The following is a 15467-nucleotide window of genomic DNA, read 5'->3' as shown; positions in this document are numbered from 1 at the left end:
AGGCCCAGTTGCTGGAGCTGATCGACCAGCTCAACGCCGACCCCAAGATCCACGGCATCCTGGTGCAGCTGCCGCTGCCGGGCATTCCCGACGCCAGCCGGCTGATCCACCGCATCGACCCGCGCAAGGACGTAGACGGTTTCCACCCCGAGAACGTGGGCCACCTGGCCCTGCGCGAGTTCGGTCTGCGCCCGTGCACCCCGCGCGGCATCGTCACCCTGCTGGGCCATACCGACCAGCCGGTGCGCGGCCGCAACGCCACCATCGTGGGGGTCAGCAACCACGTGGGTCGCCCGATGGGCCTGGAACTGCTGATCGCCGGCTGCACCGTGACCAGCTGCCATAAGTTCACCCCCCGCGATGTGCTGGAGCGCAGCGTGCGCGACGCCGACATCCTGGTGGTGGCGGTGGGCCGCCCGGGTATCGTGCCGGGTGAATGGGTGAAGCCGGGTGCCGTGGTGATCGATGTGGGCATCAACCGCCTGGATGACGGCCGCCTGGTCGGCGACGTCGGCTTCGAGGCTGCCGCCCAGCGCGCCAGCTGGATCACCCCGGTGCCGGGCGGGGTAGGGCCGATGACCGTGGCCACGCTGATGCAGAACACGCTGGAAGCCGCGGAAGCGGACGCGTCGGCGCATTCGCGCTGACGCCCCACGGTTTGCGCCGCAAACCGCGGGCCCCCTTTCACCAGCACCCACGCCCCCGCCGCTTCGCGGCCGCCCCCGAACTTCGGGGGCTCATCCTCCGGAGGCAGTGCGGGTGGCCCATGGGGCAAGGGCAGCCGACCAACGGTCGGCTCTACCGTTCGCTGGCGCGACACAGCGTCGCACCGGCCCCCTGCCCAAGCGGGCCGAATCAGGGTAAAATGTCGCGCTTCCCCACATCTCGGGTATGCCGATGCTGCGCATCCAGGCTGAAGCTCTCACCTACGACGACGTCTCGCTCGTCCCCGCACACTCCACGATCCTGCCCAAGGATGTCAGCCTGGAAACCCGGCTGACCCGCGACCTGCGGCTGAAGCTTCCGATCCTCTCCGCGGCCATGGATACGGTCACCGAAGCACGCCTGGCCATCGCCATGGCCCAGCTCGGTGGCATGGGCATCATCCACAAGAATCTGACCGTGGAACAGCAGGCCGCCGAAGTGGCCCAGGTCAAGAAGTTCGAGGCCGGCGTCATCCGCGACCCGATCACGGTCGGTCCGGAAACCACCATCCGCGACGTGCTGGCCCTGACCCAGGCGCGCAACATCTCCGGCGTGCCGGTGGTGGACGGCGGCGGCCAGCTGGTCGGCATCGTCACCCACCGTGACATGCGCTTCGAGACCGAGCTGGACGATCCGGTCCGCCACATCATGACCAAGAAGGATCGCCTGATCACGGTCAAGGAAGGCGCCGCATCGGAAGAAGTGCTGCAGCTGCTGCACCGCAACCGCATCGAAAAGATCCTGGTGGTCAACGATGATTTCGCCCTGCGTGGCCTGATCACCGTCAAGGACATCCAGAAGAACACCGACTATCCCAACGCCGCCAAGGACACCGCCACGCGCCTGCTGGTGGGGGCTGCCGTGGGCGTGGGCGGCGACACCGATCGCCGCGTCGAAGCGCTGGTCGCCGCCGGCGTGGACGTGCTGGTGGTGGACACCGCGCACGGCCATTCGCAGGGCGTGCTGGACCGCGTGCGCTGGGTCAAGAAGAACTTCCCGAACGTGCAGGTCGTGGGTGGCAACATCTGCACCGGCGAAGCCGCGCTGGCGCTGCTGGACTGCGGCGCGGACGCGGTCAAGGTCGGCATCGGCCCCGGCTCGATCTGCACCACGCGCGTGGTCGCCGGTGTCGGCGTGCCGCAGATCACCGCGATCGACCTGGTGGCCGAAGCGCTGCAGGACCGCATCCCGCTGATCGCTGACGGTGGCATCCGCTACTCCGGCGACATCGGCAAGGCGCTGGCCGCCGGTGCGTCCACCATCATGATCGGTGGCCTGCTGGCCGGTACCGAGGAATCGCCCGGCGAAACCGAGCTGTTCCAGGGCCGTTCCTACAAGAGCTACCGTGGCATGGGTTCGCTGGCCGCGATGGAGAAGGGGTCCAAGGACCGCTACTTCCAGGACGCCTCCAGCGCCGACAAGCTGGTCCCCGAGGGCATCGAAGGCCGCGTGCCGTATCGCGGCCCCGTGGGCGGCATCATCCACCAGCTGATGGGCGGCCTGCGCGCGACCATGGGCTACGTGGGCTGCGGCACTGTCGACGAGATGCGCACCAAGCCCAAGTTCGTCAAGATCAGCGGTGCCGGCCAGCGTGAGAGCCACGTCCATGACGTGCAGATCACCAAAGAGCCGCCGAACTACCGCGCCTGATGCGGCATGAGCAAAGAGGAACGAGGAAGCTGATTCCCGTTCCTCTTTCTCTATCGGCCGCCGGTTTTCGTATTCGTTTCCCGTTTTTCTTTCCTGCATTGCCCAGGGCGCCATGACCAACATCCATAACGACAAGATCCTCATCCTCGATTTCGGTGCCCAGTACACCCAGCTGATCGCGCGCCGCATCCGCGAGCTCGGCGTGTACTGCGAAATCTGGGCGTGGGACCACAACCCGGCCGAGATTGCCGCCTTCGGCGCCAAGGGCATCATCCTGTCCGGTGGCCCGGAATCGACCACGCTGCCGGGCGCGCCTGCCGCGCCGCAGGAAGTATTCGACAGCGGCCTGCCGATCTTCGGCATCTGCTACGTCATGCAGACCCTGGCCGCCCAGCTCGGTGGCGCCACCGAAGCCGCCGACCAGCGCGAATTCGGCCATGCCGAAGTCAGCGTCGTGCACCCCGATGCGCTGTTCAAGGGCCTGAGCGACCACGGCGGCGAGCCGAAGTTGAACGTCTGGATGAGCCATGGCGACCACGTCTCCGTCGCGCCGCCGGGCTTCACCGTGACGGCCGTGACCGATCGCATCCCGGTGGCCGCGATGGCCAACGAAGAGAAGCGCTGGTACGGCGTGCAGTTCCACCCGGAAGTGACCCACACCCTGCAGGGCCAGGCGCTGCTGCGCCGCTTCGTGGTGGATGTGTGTGGCTGCGAAACCCTGTGGACCGCCGCCAACATCATCGACGACCAGATCGCCCGCGTGCGCGAGCTGGTGGGCGATGATGAAGTGATCCTGGGCCTGTCCGGCGGCGTCGATTCGTCGGTCGTTGCTGCGCTGCTGCACAAGGCGATCGGCGACAAGCTCACCTGCGTGTTCGTCGACACCGGCCTGCTGCGCTGGCAGGAAGGCGACCAGGTGATGGCGATGTTCGCCGAGCACATGGGCGTCAAGGTGATCCGCGTGAATGCCGCCGACCGCTACTTCGCCAAGCTGGAAGGCGTGAGCGACCCGGAAGCCAAGCGCAAGATCATCGGTAACCTGTTCGTGGACATCTTCGATGAAGAGTCCAACAAGCTTAGCAATGCCAAGTGGCTGGCGCAGGGCACCATCTACCCGGACGTGATCGAGTCCGCCGGCAGCAAGACCGGCAAGGCGCACGTGATCAAGAGCCACCACAACGTGGGCGGCCTGCCGGAGCACATGAAGCTGGGCCTGGTGGAGCCGCTGCGCGAGCTGTTCAAGGACGAAGTGCGCCGCCTCGGCGTTGAGCTCGGCCTGCCGCGCAGCATGGTCTACCGCCATCCGTTCCCGGGCCCGGGCCTGGGCGTGCGCATCCTGGGTGAAGTGAAGCGCGAATACGCCGAGCTGCTGGCCAAGGCCGATGCGATCTTCATTGATGAACTGCGCAAGGCGGATCTGTACGACAAGACCAGCCAGGCGTTTGCCGTGTTCCTGCCGGTGAAGTCGGTGGGCGTGGTCGGTGATGCGCGGGCTTATGAGTGGGTGATTGCGCTGCGTGCGGTGGAGACGATCGACTTCATGACGGCGCACTGGGCGCACCTGCCGTATGAGTTCCTGGGTACGGTGAGCAATCGGATCATCAATGAGCTGCGGGGGGTGTCGCGGGTTGTCTATGACATCTCGGGGAAGCCGCCGGCGACTATTGAGTGGGAATGAGTTGAAAGAACGAGGGCGCCGAGAGGCGCCCTTGTTGTTTGAGTTGCGATAGCTCTAATCCCGATTCCTTCCGAGTGGATCGCAACGGTGCTTGATCCGCACCACAGTCCGAAAAGCGGTTCAAATGCGACGCCGCCGAAGTGCATCCCCCCTCAACCCACGCCATCCTCGACCCCGGCAGCATTCCCAACCAACAGCTCAACCATCGCCCGCGCCGCCGCCGACTGGCGTCGATGCGGCGCATAGATGACCGAGAACGGCCGCGAGCGCCCACGCAGCTGAGGCAGCACTTCCACCAGCTGCCCGCGCTGCAGCCCCTCGCGCACGATGAACTCGTAGCTCTGGCAGATGCCGATGCCCTGTTCGGCCAGCGACACCACGCCAAGCACATCGTCGGAGGTCTCGATGGACGAACGTGGCAGCCAGTCCACGTCGCGCCCGCCGTCGCGGAACACCCACGGTGCCAACCGCCCGGTGCGCGGCATCACGAAGGGCAGGCACAGGTGCTGCTGCAGGTCCTCCAGCGTCTGCGGGGTGCCGCGGCGCCGCAGGTAGTCCGATGCGGCCACCAGCACCAGCGGGGCGTCTTCGAGCTTGCGCGCTACCAGCCCGCTGTCCGGCAGTTGGCCCAGGCGGATGGCCAGGTCGAAACCTTCGGCCACCAGGTCCACGTTGCGGTTGGTGATGTTCAGTTCCACCTGCACCTGCGGGTACTGCTGCGCAAAGCGCGCCAGCACGGGCGGCAGGCGGTAGTGGCCATAGGTGGTGGGCACGCTCAGGCGCACGCGGCCGGCCAGCGCGCCGTCCTGGCCCTGCACGTCGCGCTCGGCGTCGTCCAGCAGGCCGAAGGCGGTGCGCACCTGTTCCAGATAGAGCCGCCCGGCCTCGGTGAGGCCCACGCGACGGGTGGTCCGCTGTAGAAGCTGCCGGCCCAGCCGGGCTTCCAGACGAGTGACCGCGCGGCTCAGCACCGAGGGGGTGGTGGACAGCGCCACGGCGCCGGCGGTGAACGAGCCGTGCTCGACCACCGCCAGGAACACCTCCACATCGCCCAGGTAGTGGAACTTGCGGCTCATTTGGCTCTCCGGGGAACAAATGTTTTGCGGGAAGGCCAATTTATCGCCGCTGGTGCGATGAATAAAGTGGCGGCCATTCCCCGATAGGAGTTCGCCATGAACCTGATGACCCGGCTGGCCGCCGCGCTGGCCCTGACCCTGGCCGCTACCGGCGCCCATGCCGCCAACGTGCTGGTGGTGCTGTCCGATGAAAACCACCTGGACCTGAAGGACGGCAAGGTGCTGTCCACCGGCTTCTATCTCAACGAGCTGATGCAGCCGGTCAAGCTGCTGTTGGATGCGGGCCACGAAGTGACCTTCGCCACGCCGCAGGGGCGGGCGCCTACGGTGGATGCGTCCTCGGTAACGGCGGCGTACTTCGGTAACGATGCCACGCAGTTGAAGGTGCACAAGGACCTGCTTGAGAAACTGGCCTTGACCTCGCCGACGGCGTCACCTGTGCTCAGCCTGGCGCGCGTCGAGCAGCAGGGTTACGCGCAGTTCGATGCGGTCTACATTCCCGGTGGCCACGCGCCGATGCAGGACCTGCTGAAGAGCCCGGCACTGGGCCGGCTGCTGGCCGACTTCCATCAGCGCAGCAAGACCACCGCGCTGGTCTGCCACGGGCCGATCGCGCTGCTGTCCACGTTGCCTGATGCCGAGGGCTTCGTAGCGACACTGGAAGCCGGTGCCATACCGAGCACGCCGAAGTGGATCTACAGCGGCTACCAGATGACGGTGATCAGCAACCAGGAAGAAGAGCAGGCCAAGCCACTGCTGGACGGCGGTGAAATGAAGTTTTACCCCCAGACCGCGCTGCAGCGGGCGGGTGCGCGGTTCAGCAGCAACACCACGCCGTGGACGAGCCATGTGGTGGTGGACCGGGAGCTGATTACCGGGCAGAACCCGGCTTCGGCGTTGGAGGTGGGGCAGCGGTTGGTTGAGCGGTTGAAATAAGCCGGTTCGTTCTAAGCGCGTGTGCTTGCGGAGAATTCCGCGCGAACTGCGCGGGATCTCCGCCAGTTGGTGAGGCGCGTTATCCCGGACGCCTTCATTGCCGACGAGAGCAAGAGGCCAGGGTGGGGCATTCGCTGATGGGCTTGCCGGCCGCTACACTGACCGCCTACGCCCGATGGAGTCTCGCCCATGTTCACTGGAAAAGTCGCGGTGGTTACTGGCTCCACCAGCGGTATCGGTCTTGGCATTGCTACTGCGCTCGCGCGGCAAGGCGCTGACATCGTGCTGAATGGTTTTGGCGATGCGGCGGAGATCGAACGCATCCGTTCCCGCCTGGCGACCGAGTTTGGCGTACGGGTGGCGCATGATGGCGCCGACCTTTCCCGTGGTGAGGCGGTGCGGGAAATGATCGCCCATGCCGTCGAGAAGATGGGGCGCATCGACATCCTGGTGAACAATGCGGGCATCCAGCACACCGCGTCGATCGAGGAGTTCCCTGTCGAGAAGTGGGATGCGATCCTCGCGCTGAATCTATCGGCGGTGTTCCATGCAACAGCGGCCGCCTTGCCCTACATGAAGCAGCAGGGATCCGGCCGCGTGGTCAACATCGCGTCGGTGCATGGACTGGTTGCGTCGGTGAACAAGTCTGCTTATGTGGCGGCGAAGCATGGCGTGGTGGGATTCACCAAAGTGACGGCACTGGAGAACGCGGGCACGGGCATCACGGCCAATGCCATCTGCCCAGGGTGGGTGCGGACGCCGCTGGTCGAGCAGCAGATCACCGCGTTGGCGGAACGGGAGGGCACGGATAAGGAGTCCGCCGCGCGCGCACTACTGGCCGAAAAGCAGCCCTCGCTGCAGTTTGTGACGCCCGAGCAGCTCGGGGAAATGGTGGTCTTCCTGGCCTCGGACGCCGCTGCTCAGATTACCGGCACGGCACTTCCGATGGATGGTGGCTGGACAGCCCGCTAACTGGCCGGTTTGTGCCGGCCGCCGCAGCATCGGCAGTGCCACCAGTTTGCTACGCGTACGCTGTAATCCACGCACCAGGCGCAGCATCATGCCCATGCAGGTGGCCGAACCGGCCTGGGTGACGATGCCGCCTTATCGAATTCCGCCGTCAGGCGCTACAGTTCGCAGTTCCACCCGTACCCGCAAGGAAGCACGATGTCAGAGCTGGATTACCGCGCCTTCTACCGCCTGTTGGCTGCTGAAGTGCGTACCTCGACGGACGTCGGCCAGTCCATGCAGACGCTGTTGGCCTGGGGCGACCAGCGCATCCCGCACCCGTCCTGGGCGGCGCTGGCGAAACTTGATTGTTCGGTTGAGAGCGCCGGCCTGGGCAAGTGGCTCACCCGCGTGCTGCGGCGGGCACCGTGCCCCTTCCCGGTGCGCGCGATCTATTTCGGGCTTGGCGAACGTGCCACCCGCGACGGGGTGGAATTCGCGGACCTGTATTTCGGTCTGTTGAGTCACTACGAACCGGAGGACAAGGCCTGCGAGTGGTTGTGGCGCAACCCCAGCCACTATCCCGACAAGGCCTACCTCGGCTCGGCGACCTTGAAAGCGGCCGGCGTGATCTGCAACGAGGACGAGGTTACCGGACTGGGCACGCCCGGCCACATAGTGTTTGCGTTGTCGTTCGCAACGTTGCTGCTCCGCGCTTCGCTGGACGGACACATCCATCAGCTGCTGGGTGCCGTGGAGCCGGTGGGCGTGGTCGTTGGCTTCGATTCGGGCGACCTGTTGCGGTTGGGTGAGCTCCATAGCGATGGTTTCCGGCCCACAAAAGGTGCAATGACGTAATCGGCGCAAGAAGTGCGAGGTGCATCATCCTGCTTGGCCGACACGCGGGCAATCAACCCGTAAACTGAGCTTGGTGATCGGTTGTATCGAACAGCCGTATCGATTTGTCACGGAGGCGGACATGAGTATCGTTGTACTGCAGCACCCCAAGGCCACCCATGTCGTCGGACATGCCCGCGCGGAAAGCGCAGGCACTCACGTTGGTCGCCGGTTTTCAATGGCGAGGCTCCTGCGCACACTTGTGGTTGCCGTACTGGGACTGGCGTCGGCGGGCTGTGCCGCCCAGGTGGATGTACCGGCGACAGCTACGCGGCTGGTACCCGAGGGGCGTGTGGTGTGCCCCAACTTCCAACTTGACATCCCGAAGGGATGGACACTCGAGCCTACCGGTCCCAACCAATGGCGGATGGTGGCTCCGCAGGCATCCAGCTATGAAGGGTGGGTGGTCTGCACCGATGGCAACATCGATTCGTTCCAGGCCAGGAAGATGAGGGAAGACAGTGCCGAGCAACTTGGCTGGCCACAAAAGCTCTCCGACCCTGAAACCCGCGAGGGGATGGATCGGATGCTGCAGAGCGGCCCCGAAAAGAGCCGTGATTCGGTATTGATCGGCTGCAGGCAGTTTGAGTTCAACGAAGATCGCTTCGAGAGTTGCATCTGGGGCGATCCGTACCCGCGTGCGGAACAGCGCGCCGATGGATACATCGGCATGCGGTGGGTCAGCTCGGATCGCGTCGCAGATGCGCAGCTGCGCGAACTGGCCGCAAGCGTGATGCGCTCCTTTATCGTCACGCCCATGCCTGAGCGCGAGTATGAGCGGCGTCGTTAGCGACAGACGCTTGTTCTCGATGTTGGCGGGTGATCGGGTAATGCGGTGAACGTACAAGGGCGTCGAGAGGTGCTCTTATCGCATGCGACCGCGTTGCCGCGTGGGCGGCCATGCCAATGGGGCACCTCCCGCGCAGCGCGGCACATCGGGCATTGTTGGCGCCGTAACCGTGTGGTCGGCGGGTGCCTGGTCCTACGCGCGGGTGCCAGTTGACGTTGAGGCTATCTACTAGTAGGGTGTGTCCATGAAAGACGCACTCTCCCCCAAAGCCGCCGAAATCGTCAGCCACGCCCGCACCCTGCTGGAGACGGGCGGCTACAACGGTTTCAGCTACGCCGACATCGCCGTGCGGGTGAACATCAGCAAGGCCAGCATCCACCATCATTTCCCCAGCAAGGCCGAGCTGGTGCAGGTGGTGGTGGCGCTGTATCGCGCCGAGGCGCGCGAGGGGCTGGCCGTGCTGGACCGCCAGCTGGACGACCCGCTGAAAGAGCTCAACGCGTATGTGGATTACTGGTCCACCTGCATCCGCGGCGGCACCTCCTCGTTCTGCATCTGCGCCATGCTGGCCGCCGAGCTGCCGCTGCTGCCGGCGCAGATCGTGGAGGAGGTGCGGGGGCACTTCGATGACCTCACCTCCTGGCTGACCGCCGTGCTGCAGAAGGGGGCCGCCACTGGGCAGCTTCGCCTGCAGGGACCGGCCGCCGACGAGGCCCGGGCCTTCATGGCCTCGGTGCATGGGGCGATGCTGGCCGCGCGTGGCTTCGGCGATCCGCATACCTTCCATACTCTGGGCCAGCTTTCGATAGCCCGGCTGGTCAAGACAGCCTGATTTTTTAGCGGGGAACGACGCATTTCGTGTCGTTCCCTTTTATTTGCCTCGTGTACCTACCTACTAGTAGGTCCGCGTTCCTGCGATGTTCCCGATCACCCGGCAGCACCCTTAGCCACCTACCTCCTGAGGCTTTCCATGAGTCATCCACTTTCGCACCTCGGCGTCCTCCATACCGCGCTCAGCCTGGTTCCCCTGGTCGCTGGCATCTACGGCTTCATCCGGCATCGCGCCATCGACCCGGCCACGCGCTCGGGCAAGGTGTATCTGCTGGGACTGGTGCTGTCGGTGGTCACCTCGTTCACCGTCTCCAGCACGGGCGGCCTCAATCCCGGGCACGCCTTCGGCGTCGTCATCCTGCTGATCGCCTTCGGTGGGGTGCTGGTGCCTCGGCTGGGCTTCCTGGGCCGGCTCAGGCCCTACCTGGCCACCTTTGCGCTGTCTTTCACGTTCCTGCTGTCGCTGGTGCCGGGCACCAATGAAACGCTGACCCGCCTGCCTCCCGCACACCCGCTGGCGCAGGCGCCATTGGCGCCGGTGGTGCAGGGCACGCTGCTGGTGTGGCTGGTGCTGTTCGTGATCGGGTTTGCGCTGCAGTGCTGGCATATCCGGGCACAGTCGCGCGGCACAGGCCGGTTGCAGCGTGCCGGATGAGCCCGTCGCCGGTCAGCAGCCAGGCCCGCGCGCCGTGGCGGCTTCCCGGTGCCGGTCGCGATAGGTCGCCGGGCTGAGCGCGGTCTGCCCGCGGAAATGGCGCCGGAACGATTCCTGCGATCCAAACCCGGCCTGTTCGGCTACCCAGTGCAGCGGGCGGTCGGTGGTTTCCAGCAGTTCGCGCGCGTAAGCCACGCGTTCGCGGATCAGCCAGTCGATCGGTGACAACCCGGTCGCGTCGAGGAACTGCCGCTGCAGCGTGCGCTGGCTGAGTGCGGCCTGCTCGGACAGGCTCTTGAGCGAGTGTTCCTCGCGCAGGTTGCGGCGCAGCCATTCCATCAGCCGGGCAAGCCGGGTGGGTTCACCCACCGGTATCGAGCGCACCACACGCTGGCTGCGCTCGGCGTCCCGCCACGGTGCCAGCACCAGCCGCTCGGCCACCAGGTTGGCCACGCGCGCGCCGTAATCCTTGCGTACCAGGTGCAGCATCATGTCCATGCCGGTGGCCGAACCGGCCGAAGTGATGATGCTGCCCTCGTCGACGTACAGCGCGTTCTCGCGCACCCGCACGTTGGGGAACTCGCGGGCGAGGGTGTCGGTGAGCCGCCAGTGGGTGGTGGCGCTGCGGCCGTCGAGCAGGCCGGCCCACGCCAACACGAAGGCACCCGAACAGATCGAGGTGATGCGTGCGCCACGCTGGTGGGCGCGGATGAGCGCATCCAGCAATGGCTGCGGTGGGCGCTCGGCCGGGTCACGCCAGCCGGGCACCACGATGGTGTCGGCGTGGTCCAGCGCCTCCAGGCCGTAAGGCAGCTGCACGTGGGTGCCGCCGAGCATGCGCAGGGGTCCGGGTTCGGCGGCGCACACCTGGGTGGTGTACCAGGCCACGTCCAGCTCGGGGCGGATGGGTGCGAACAGGCCGACGGCACAGCCGAATTCGAAAAGGCCCTGGCCGTGGCAGGCCGCGATGGCGACGGTGGGCGGTGTGTGCGGGTCATGAGGGGAGAGCATCGTTTGATGCTAGCGGGGTAGGCGCGGCCACGCAGGGCGGGGCGCGAATGAGGACATGCCATCGGGATATATGGCCGCCGGGGTCGCGCATCGATGCCCGACGATGGGGCATCCACGCGCGGCGTGTGCGCGGGGTCGGCGTCTAAGGTCATGCCGAACGGGCATGTGCGTGGCGCGATGTTGCGGGTGGGTGGCGCGTGAACGGCTGTTGCGCGCTGCGTGCAGGCCCTTGAATGGAGGCCTGTTCTCGATCAGGCCCCGAGATGTCCTTGCCCTCTCTGTCGCGATGTTGCCGGTGCGCTGCGCCGAACGCCAGCTGATGCCCTGCGACGCACCGTCGCGGACCTGACCGTCCTCCTTTCTTCAAGAGTCCCCATGCCTCCTGCCTTCCGCTCCCTGCCTGCGGCACGCGTGCCGACGCTGTCTTCCCTGTCTGTCCTGATCGCGCTTGCACTGGGTGCAGGCGCTGCCCACGCGGCGGGGCCGGATGCGCCGCCCGAGACGGTGGTGGCCTCCGGTACCGCCGCCGCGTCCACGCTGGATGCCGTGGTGGTCACCGGCTCGCGCACCAGCAACCGCACGGTCAAGAACAGCTCCACGCCCATCGATGTGATTTCCGCCGAAGACCTGGCGTCGACCGGGCAGGCCAACCTGCTGGAAGCGCTGCAGCGCAGCCTGCCGTCGCTGAGCCAGATCGGTGGCTACCAGAGCGACCAGGAAAGCCTGATCCGGGGTTACCAGCTGCGCAACCTGTCGCCGGGGTACACGCTGGTGCTGGTCAACGGCAAGCGCCGCAACGCCAGCGCCTATGTCAGCGGCGCCAACGGCGGCGGCTACCCGGGCCACGCCTGGACCGACCTCGCGTTGATTCCGGTCGCGGCCATCGACCATATCGAAGTGCTGCGCGATGGCGCATCGGCGCTGTATGGCTCCGACGCGATCACCGGGGTGATCAACGTGATCCTGAAGTCGAACGCACACGGCGGCGATGTGTCGGTGGAAAGCGGGCAGAGCATCGATGGCGATGGCACCCGCACCAGCGTGCGCGCCAACATCGGGCTGCCGTGGGGGCAGGACGGGTTTGTCAGCCTGTCCGGCGAGAACACCCGCCAGCACCATGCGATCCGCACGCGACGCTACATCGATGCCTACCTGAGCTACCCGGCGGTGGACGCCAGCGGCAACCTGGTGGCGCTGCGCCCCAACAACCGCTTGCCTGCGGGCACGACGCCGAACCCGGCCGAGGCATCGCGTGATCCGGAAGCCAACACGATCCTCAGTTCGCCGTCCTATGCGCTCACCGCGCTGGCGGTGAATGCGGGCCATGGCCTGGGCGAGAACGCGCAGTTCTACGCCACGGCGACGGCCAGCGACCGCACCGCGCAGGCCATCCAGAATTTCCGCCTGCCGGCGACGATCTTCGGCACCTACAAGGCGCCAAGCGTGCTGAATGTGTGGCCCGACGGTTTCCTGCCGGTCCTGGAAACCAAGGAGAAGCAGTACACCGGCACAGCCGGGGTCAAGGGGCATTGGGGTGGCTGGGACATCGACGGCAGCCTGACCGGCAATCGCAACACGGTGCGCACCTATACGCGCCACTCGGCCAACTTCTCGCTGACCTACCCCGGTGCGCCCACCGATTTCTATGATGGCAAGCTGGACTACCAGCAGGGCATCGCCAACCTGGATCTGCGCCGTGGCTTCGAGGTGGGCGCGTTCGCTTCGCTGCTGGAGGTGAGTGCCGGCGCCGAATACCAGCACGAGCGCTACGAGCGCGGGGCCGGGCAGTGGGAGTCGTACACCGGCTTCGGTGCCGCCGCCTTCGTTGGCTACTCCACCGCCGATGCGGTGGAGGCCACGCGCAACAGCAAGGCGGTGTACGTCGGTGCGGCGACGAACGTGACTTCGCGCTGGTACCTGGATGCCGCGGCGCGCTGGGAGGACCACTCCGATTTTGGCAGCGTATCGACCGGGCGGCTGACCACGCGCTTTGATGTGACCGACGCGTTCGGCGTACGCGCCACGGTGAGCAACGGCTTCCACGCCCCGAGCCTGGGCGCGCAGTACTACCAGGCCACCGGCAGCTGCCCGTGCGGCACCACGCTGGTGGCACAGGTGTCCTCGCCGGCCGCGCTGGCGCTGGGGGCAACACCGCTGCAACCGGAGAAGGCCGACAACTACAGCCTGGGCGTGACCTGGGACCCGAGCGCGGCGTTCCACCTGGCGCTGGATGCCTACCAGATCGACATCCGCGGCCAGCTCGGCCAGTCCAGCCAGATCGGCTACAACGCGCAGGACTCGGCGCGCATCACCGACAACAGCGGCACGGTGCTGAGCGCCGCGCAGAAGAACACGATCGATGCGTTGCTGGGCACGGCGGGCATCAGCATCCTGCCGGGCGATGCGTTCTACGCCAGCTACTTCACCAACGTGGGCGACACCCGCACGCGGGGCCTGGAGCTGACGCTGGAAGCCAACCAGGAAACCGCCTGGGGCAAACTGCGCTGGAGCTACGCCGCCAACGTGGGCCGCACCACCATCCAGAAAGTGCGTGACATCCCCGCCGTGCTGCAGGGGCTGCCCAACATCAACCTGCTGACCAAATCGAGCGAGTACGCGCTGCGTTTCCGCACGCCGTCCTACACGCAGGTGGCCGGGCTGGGCTGGCAACACGGGCGGTGGCGCTCGAATGTGGATTTCACCTACTACGGGCCGATCAAGCGCCTCAACAACGGGGTGGAGTACAAGCAGCCGCCGGTGCTGGTCACCAACCTGTCCGGCAGCGCCGAGCTGGGCGGTGGCTGGAGCGCGGCGCTGGGCATCAACAACGTGTTCGACAAGCGCACCCGCAAGGTGCCCGAGTACGCCCGCAGCGCCACCGACGTGGCCAGCATCGAAACCACCTGGGACACCGGCGATGTGCTTAGCACCATCGGCGCGTTCTGGTATGGGCGCATCAACTACCGGTTCTGAGCAAACGCAGCCGACCAACGGTCGGCTCTACCGCAGCCGTAGCCGACCAACAGTTGGCACAAACGCAGCCGACCAACGGTCGGCTCTACAGGGAGCAGGGCGATGTCATCTGCATTGAACGTGGTCGCGCTGATCGGTTCGCCGACCAGCTCGGCCAACTCACGCACGCTGTTGCTGGTACGGCAGCTGCTGGACCAGCTGCGGCACCGGCTGAACATTGATGTGCAGCTGGTGGAACTGGCGCCGATCGCGCGCTCGCTGGGGCAGGCGCTCACCCGCGAGGAAGTGGAGCCGCGCATCGAACAGGCGCTGCAACGGATCGAGGCGGCCGACCTGCTGATTGCCGCTGCACCGGTGTACCGCGGCTCGTATCCCGGCCTGTTCAAGCACCTGGTGGACTTCATCGGGCTGGAGGCGCTGGTGGATGTGCCGGTGCTGCTGGCGGCCACCGGCGGCAGTGAGCGGCACGCGCTGGTGATCGACCACCAGCTGCGCCCGTTGTTCAGCTTCCTGCAGGCGCACACGCTGCCGATCGGTGTGTACGCGACGCCGGCCGATTTCAGTGGCGACCAGGTCAGCAGTGCCGCGTTGCAGGCACGGATCGTGCTGGCTGCCGAGCGTGCTGCGGCCCACCTGTCACCCGCAGCGGTGCCGGTGCCCTTGCGCCGCATCGCGTAGGCGTCGGCGCATGCAGCTGCGGCACCTGGCCTTCCTCACCCCCGGCAGCTACCGGCCCGACGATCCGCGTAGCGGCCTGGACGATGCGTTGGCGCTGATCGCCTTTGCCGAAACGCTGGGGTACGACGGCGCGTGGGTGCGGCATCGCCACCTGGAGCCGGGCATCAGCTCGGCAGCGGTGTTCCTGGCGGCGGCCAGCCAGCACACCCGGCGCATCGAACTGGGCACGGCGGTGATCCAGCTCGGGTACGAAACGCCGTTCCGCCTGGCCGAGGATCTGTCGCTGCTGGACGTGCTGGCCGGTGGCCGCCTGCAGGTGGGTGTGAGTGCCGGACCGCCGCCGTTTGCAGACCTGGTGGGCCACCTGCTGTTCGATGGCGATCCGGCGCGCATCGACTTTTCGCACGCGCGGGTGGGGCGCCTGATCGAGGCCCTGCACGGCCATCCATTGGGCAACGCGGATACCCAGGTGGGCAATGCGGTGTCGCAGTACCGTCCGCGCCTGCAACCGCATGCGCCCGGGCTTGCACGTCGGCTCTGGTATGGCGCCGGTTCGCTGCCGTCGGCGCGCTGGGCGGCGGGGCAGGGGCTGCACCTGCTGCTGGGCAATGTGGCGCGCGCTGAAACCCATGCGGACTT

The 15467-nt window shown here is 66.5% G+C and carries 14 protein-coding genes; 12 read left to right on the top strand and 2 right to left on the bottom strand.

What is annotated here, in order from left to right; translation table 11 throughout:
- The 3 genes from folD to guaA all read left to right on the top strand — a co-directional run.
- A partial coding sequence (gene folD, locus DBR34_RS00715) for a bifunctional methylenetetrahydrofolate dehydrogenase/methenyltetrahydrofolate cyclohydrolase FolD (protein WP_128095300.1) occupies positions 1-647 on the top strand: 647 nt, incomplete at its 5' end.
- Positions 648-897: 250 nt separating this feature from the next.
- Complete coding sequence (gene guaB, locus DBR34_RS00710; RefSeq protein ID WP_128095299.1) at positions 898-2355, top strand: IMP dehydrogenase; 1458 nt, start codon at positions 898-900, stop codon at positions 2353-2355.
- A 112-nt stretch (positions 2356-2467) separates the two neighbouring features.
- On the top strand, positions 2468-4033 hold the full coding sequence (gene guaA, locus DBR34_RS00705; protein ID WP_128095298.1) for a glutamine-hydrolyzing GMP synthase: 1566 nt from the start codon (positions 2468-2470) through the stop codon (positions 4031-4033).
- Between the two features lie 152 nt (positions 4034-4185).
- Here guaA and DBR34_RS00700 read toward each other — a convergent pair whose 3' ends face one another.
- A complete protein-coding gene (locus tag DBR34_RS00700) occupies positions 4186-5109 on the bottom strand; it encodes a LysR family transcriptional regulator (RefSeq protein ID WP_128095297.1) in 924 nt (307 codons plus the stop codon).
- A 96-nt stretch (positions 5110-5205) separates the two neighbouring features.
- Between DBR34_RS00700 and DBR34_RS00695 the strand changes: the two genes are divergently transcribed.
- The 6 genes from DBR34_RS00695 (at position 5206) to DBR34_RS00670 (ending at position 10166) form a co-directional block, all read left to right on the top strand.
- A complete protein-coding gene (locus DBR34_RS00695; RefSeq protein ID WP_128095296.1) occupies positions 5206-6045 on the top strand; it encodes a type 1 glutamine amidotransferase domain-containing protein in 840 nt (279 codons plus the stop codon).
- A gap of 189 nt (positions 6046-6234) precedes the next feature.
- Positions 6235-7017, top strand: coding sequence for a 3-hydroxybutyrate dehydrogenase (locus DBR34_RS00690; RefSeq protein WP_128095295.1), 783 nt, complete (start codon positions 6235-6237; stop codon positions 7015-7017).
- Positions 7018-7212: 195 nt separating this feature from the next.
- Positions 7213-7851, top strand: a complete 639-nt coding sequence (locus DBR34_RS00685; protein ID WP_128095294.1) for a hypothetical protein — start codon at positions 7213-7215, stop codon at positions 7849-7851.
- A 121-nt stretch (positions 7852-7972) separates the two neighbouring features.
- Positions 7973-8680: a hypothetical protein gene (locus DBR34_RS00680; protein WP_128095293.1), complete on the top strand. Its 708-nt coding sequence runs from the start codon at positions 7973-7975 to the stop codon at positions 8678-8680.
- A gap of 244 nt (positions 8681-8924) precedes the next feature.
- On the top strand, positions 8925-9512 hold the full coding sequence (locus DBR34_RS00675) for a TetR/AcrR family transcriptional regulator (protein ID WP_128095292.1): 588 nt from the start codon (positions 8925-8927) through the stop codon (positions 9510-9512).
- A 138-nt stretch (positions 9513-9650) separates the two neighbouring features.
- Positions 9651-10166 carry a hypothetical protein gene (locus DBR34_RS00670; RefSeq protein WP_128095291.1) on the top strand — a complete coding sequence of 172 codons (516 nt, stop codon included), beginning with the start codon at positions 9651-9653 and terminating at the stop codon, positions 10164-10166.
- Between the two features lie 12 nt (positions 10167-10178).
- Here the strand turns inward: DBR34_RS00670 and ftrA are convergent, their stop codons facing one another.
- Complete coding sequence (gene ftrA, locus DBR34_RS00665) at positions 10179-11177, bottom strand: transcriptional regulator FtrA (protein ID WP_128095290.1); 999 nt, start codon at positions 11175-11177, stop codon at positions 10179-10181.
- Positions 11178-11573: 396 nt separating this feature from the next.
- Here ftrA and DBR34_RS00660 point away from each other — a divergent pair, with 396 nt between their 5' ends.
- From DBR34_RS00660 to DBR34_RS00650, 3 genes are all read left to right on the top strand, one after another.
- A complete protein-coding gene (locus tag DBR34_RS00660; RefSeq protein ID WP_128095301.1) occupies positions 11574-14150 on the top strand; it encodes a TonB-dependent receptor in 2577 nt (858 codons plus the stop codon).
- 102 nt (positions 14151-14252) lie between these two features.
- On the top strand, positions 14253-14828 hold the full coding sequence (msuE, locus tag DBR34_RS00655; protein WP_128095289.1) for an FMN reductase: 576 nt from the start codon (positions 14253-14255) through the stop codon (positions 14826-14828).
- A gap of 10 nt (positions 14829-14838) precedes the next feature.
- On the top strand, positions 14839-15467 hold a 629-nt coding region (locus DBR34_RS00650; protein WP_128095288.1), incomplete at its 3' end, for an LLM class flavin-dependent oxidoreductase.

This window comes from Stenotrophomonas sp. HMWF003 (assembly GCF_003061285.1).
In the GTDB taxonomy this organism is placed as follows: Bacteria; Pseudomonadota; Gammaproteobacteria; order Xanthomonadales; family Xanthomonadaceae; genus Stenotrophomonas; species Stenotrophomonas maltophilia_AP.
The sequence above is the reverse complement of the archived record's forward strand: the minus strand, read 5'-3'. Positions and strand labels throughout refer to the sequence as shown.

What these genes read in the sequence shown, in the direction of transcription:
- guaB (WP_128095299.1), top strand. Translation starts at nt 898, where the DNA reads ATGCTGCGCATCCAGGCTGAAGCTCTCACCTACGACGACGTCTCGCTC.
- guaA (WP_128095298.1), top strand. Translation starts at nt 2,468, where the DNA reads ATGACCAACATCCATAACGACAAGATCCTCATCCTCGATTTCGGTGCC.
- DBR34_RS00700 (WP_128095297.1), bottom strand. Translation starts at nt 5,109, where the DNA reads ATGAGCCGCAAGTTCCACTACCTGGGCGATGTGGAGGTGTTCCTGGCG.
- DBR34_RS00695 (WP_128095296.1), top strand. Translation starts at nt 5,206, where the DNA reads ATGAACCTGATGACCCGGCTGGCCGCCGCGCTGGCCCTGACCCTGGCC.
- DBR34_RS00690 (WP_128095295.1), top strand. Translation starts at nt 6,235, where the DNA reads ATGTTCACTGGAAAAGTCGCGGTGGTTACTGGCTCCACCAGCGGTATC.
- DBR34_RS00685 (WP_128095294.1), top strand. Translation starts at nt 7,213, where the DNA reads ATGTCAGAGCTGGATTACCGCGCCTTCTACCGCCTGTTGGCTGCTGAA.
- DBR34_RS00680 (WP_128095293.1), top strand. Translation starts at nt 7,973, where the DNA reads ATGAGTATCGTTGTACTGCAGCACCCCAAGGCCACCCATGTCGTCGGA.
- DBR34_RS00675 (WP_128095292.1), top strand. Translation starts at nt 8,925, where the DNA reads ATGAAAGACGCACTCTCCCCCAAAGCCGCCGAAATCGTCAGCCACGCC.
- DBR34_RS00670 (WP_128095291.1), top strand. Translation starts at nt 9,651, where the DNA reads ATGAGTCATCCACTTTCGCACCTCGGCGTCCTCCATACCGCGCTCAGC.
- ftrA (WP_128095290.1), bottom strand. Translation starts at nt 11,177, where the DNA reads ATGCTCTCCCCTCATGACCCGCACACACCGCCCACCGTCGCCATCGCG.
- msuE (WP_128095289.1), top strand. Translation starts at nt 14,253, where the DNA reads ATGTCATCTGCATTGAACGTGGTCGCGCTGATCGGTTCGCCGACCAGC.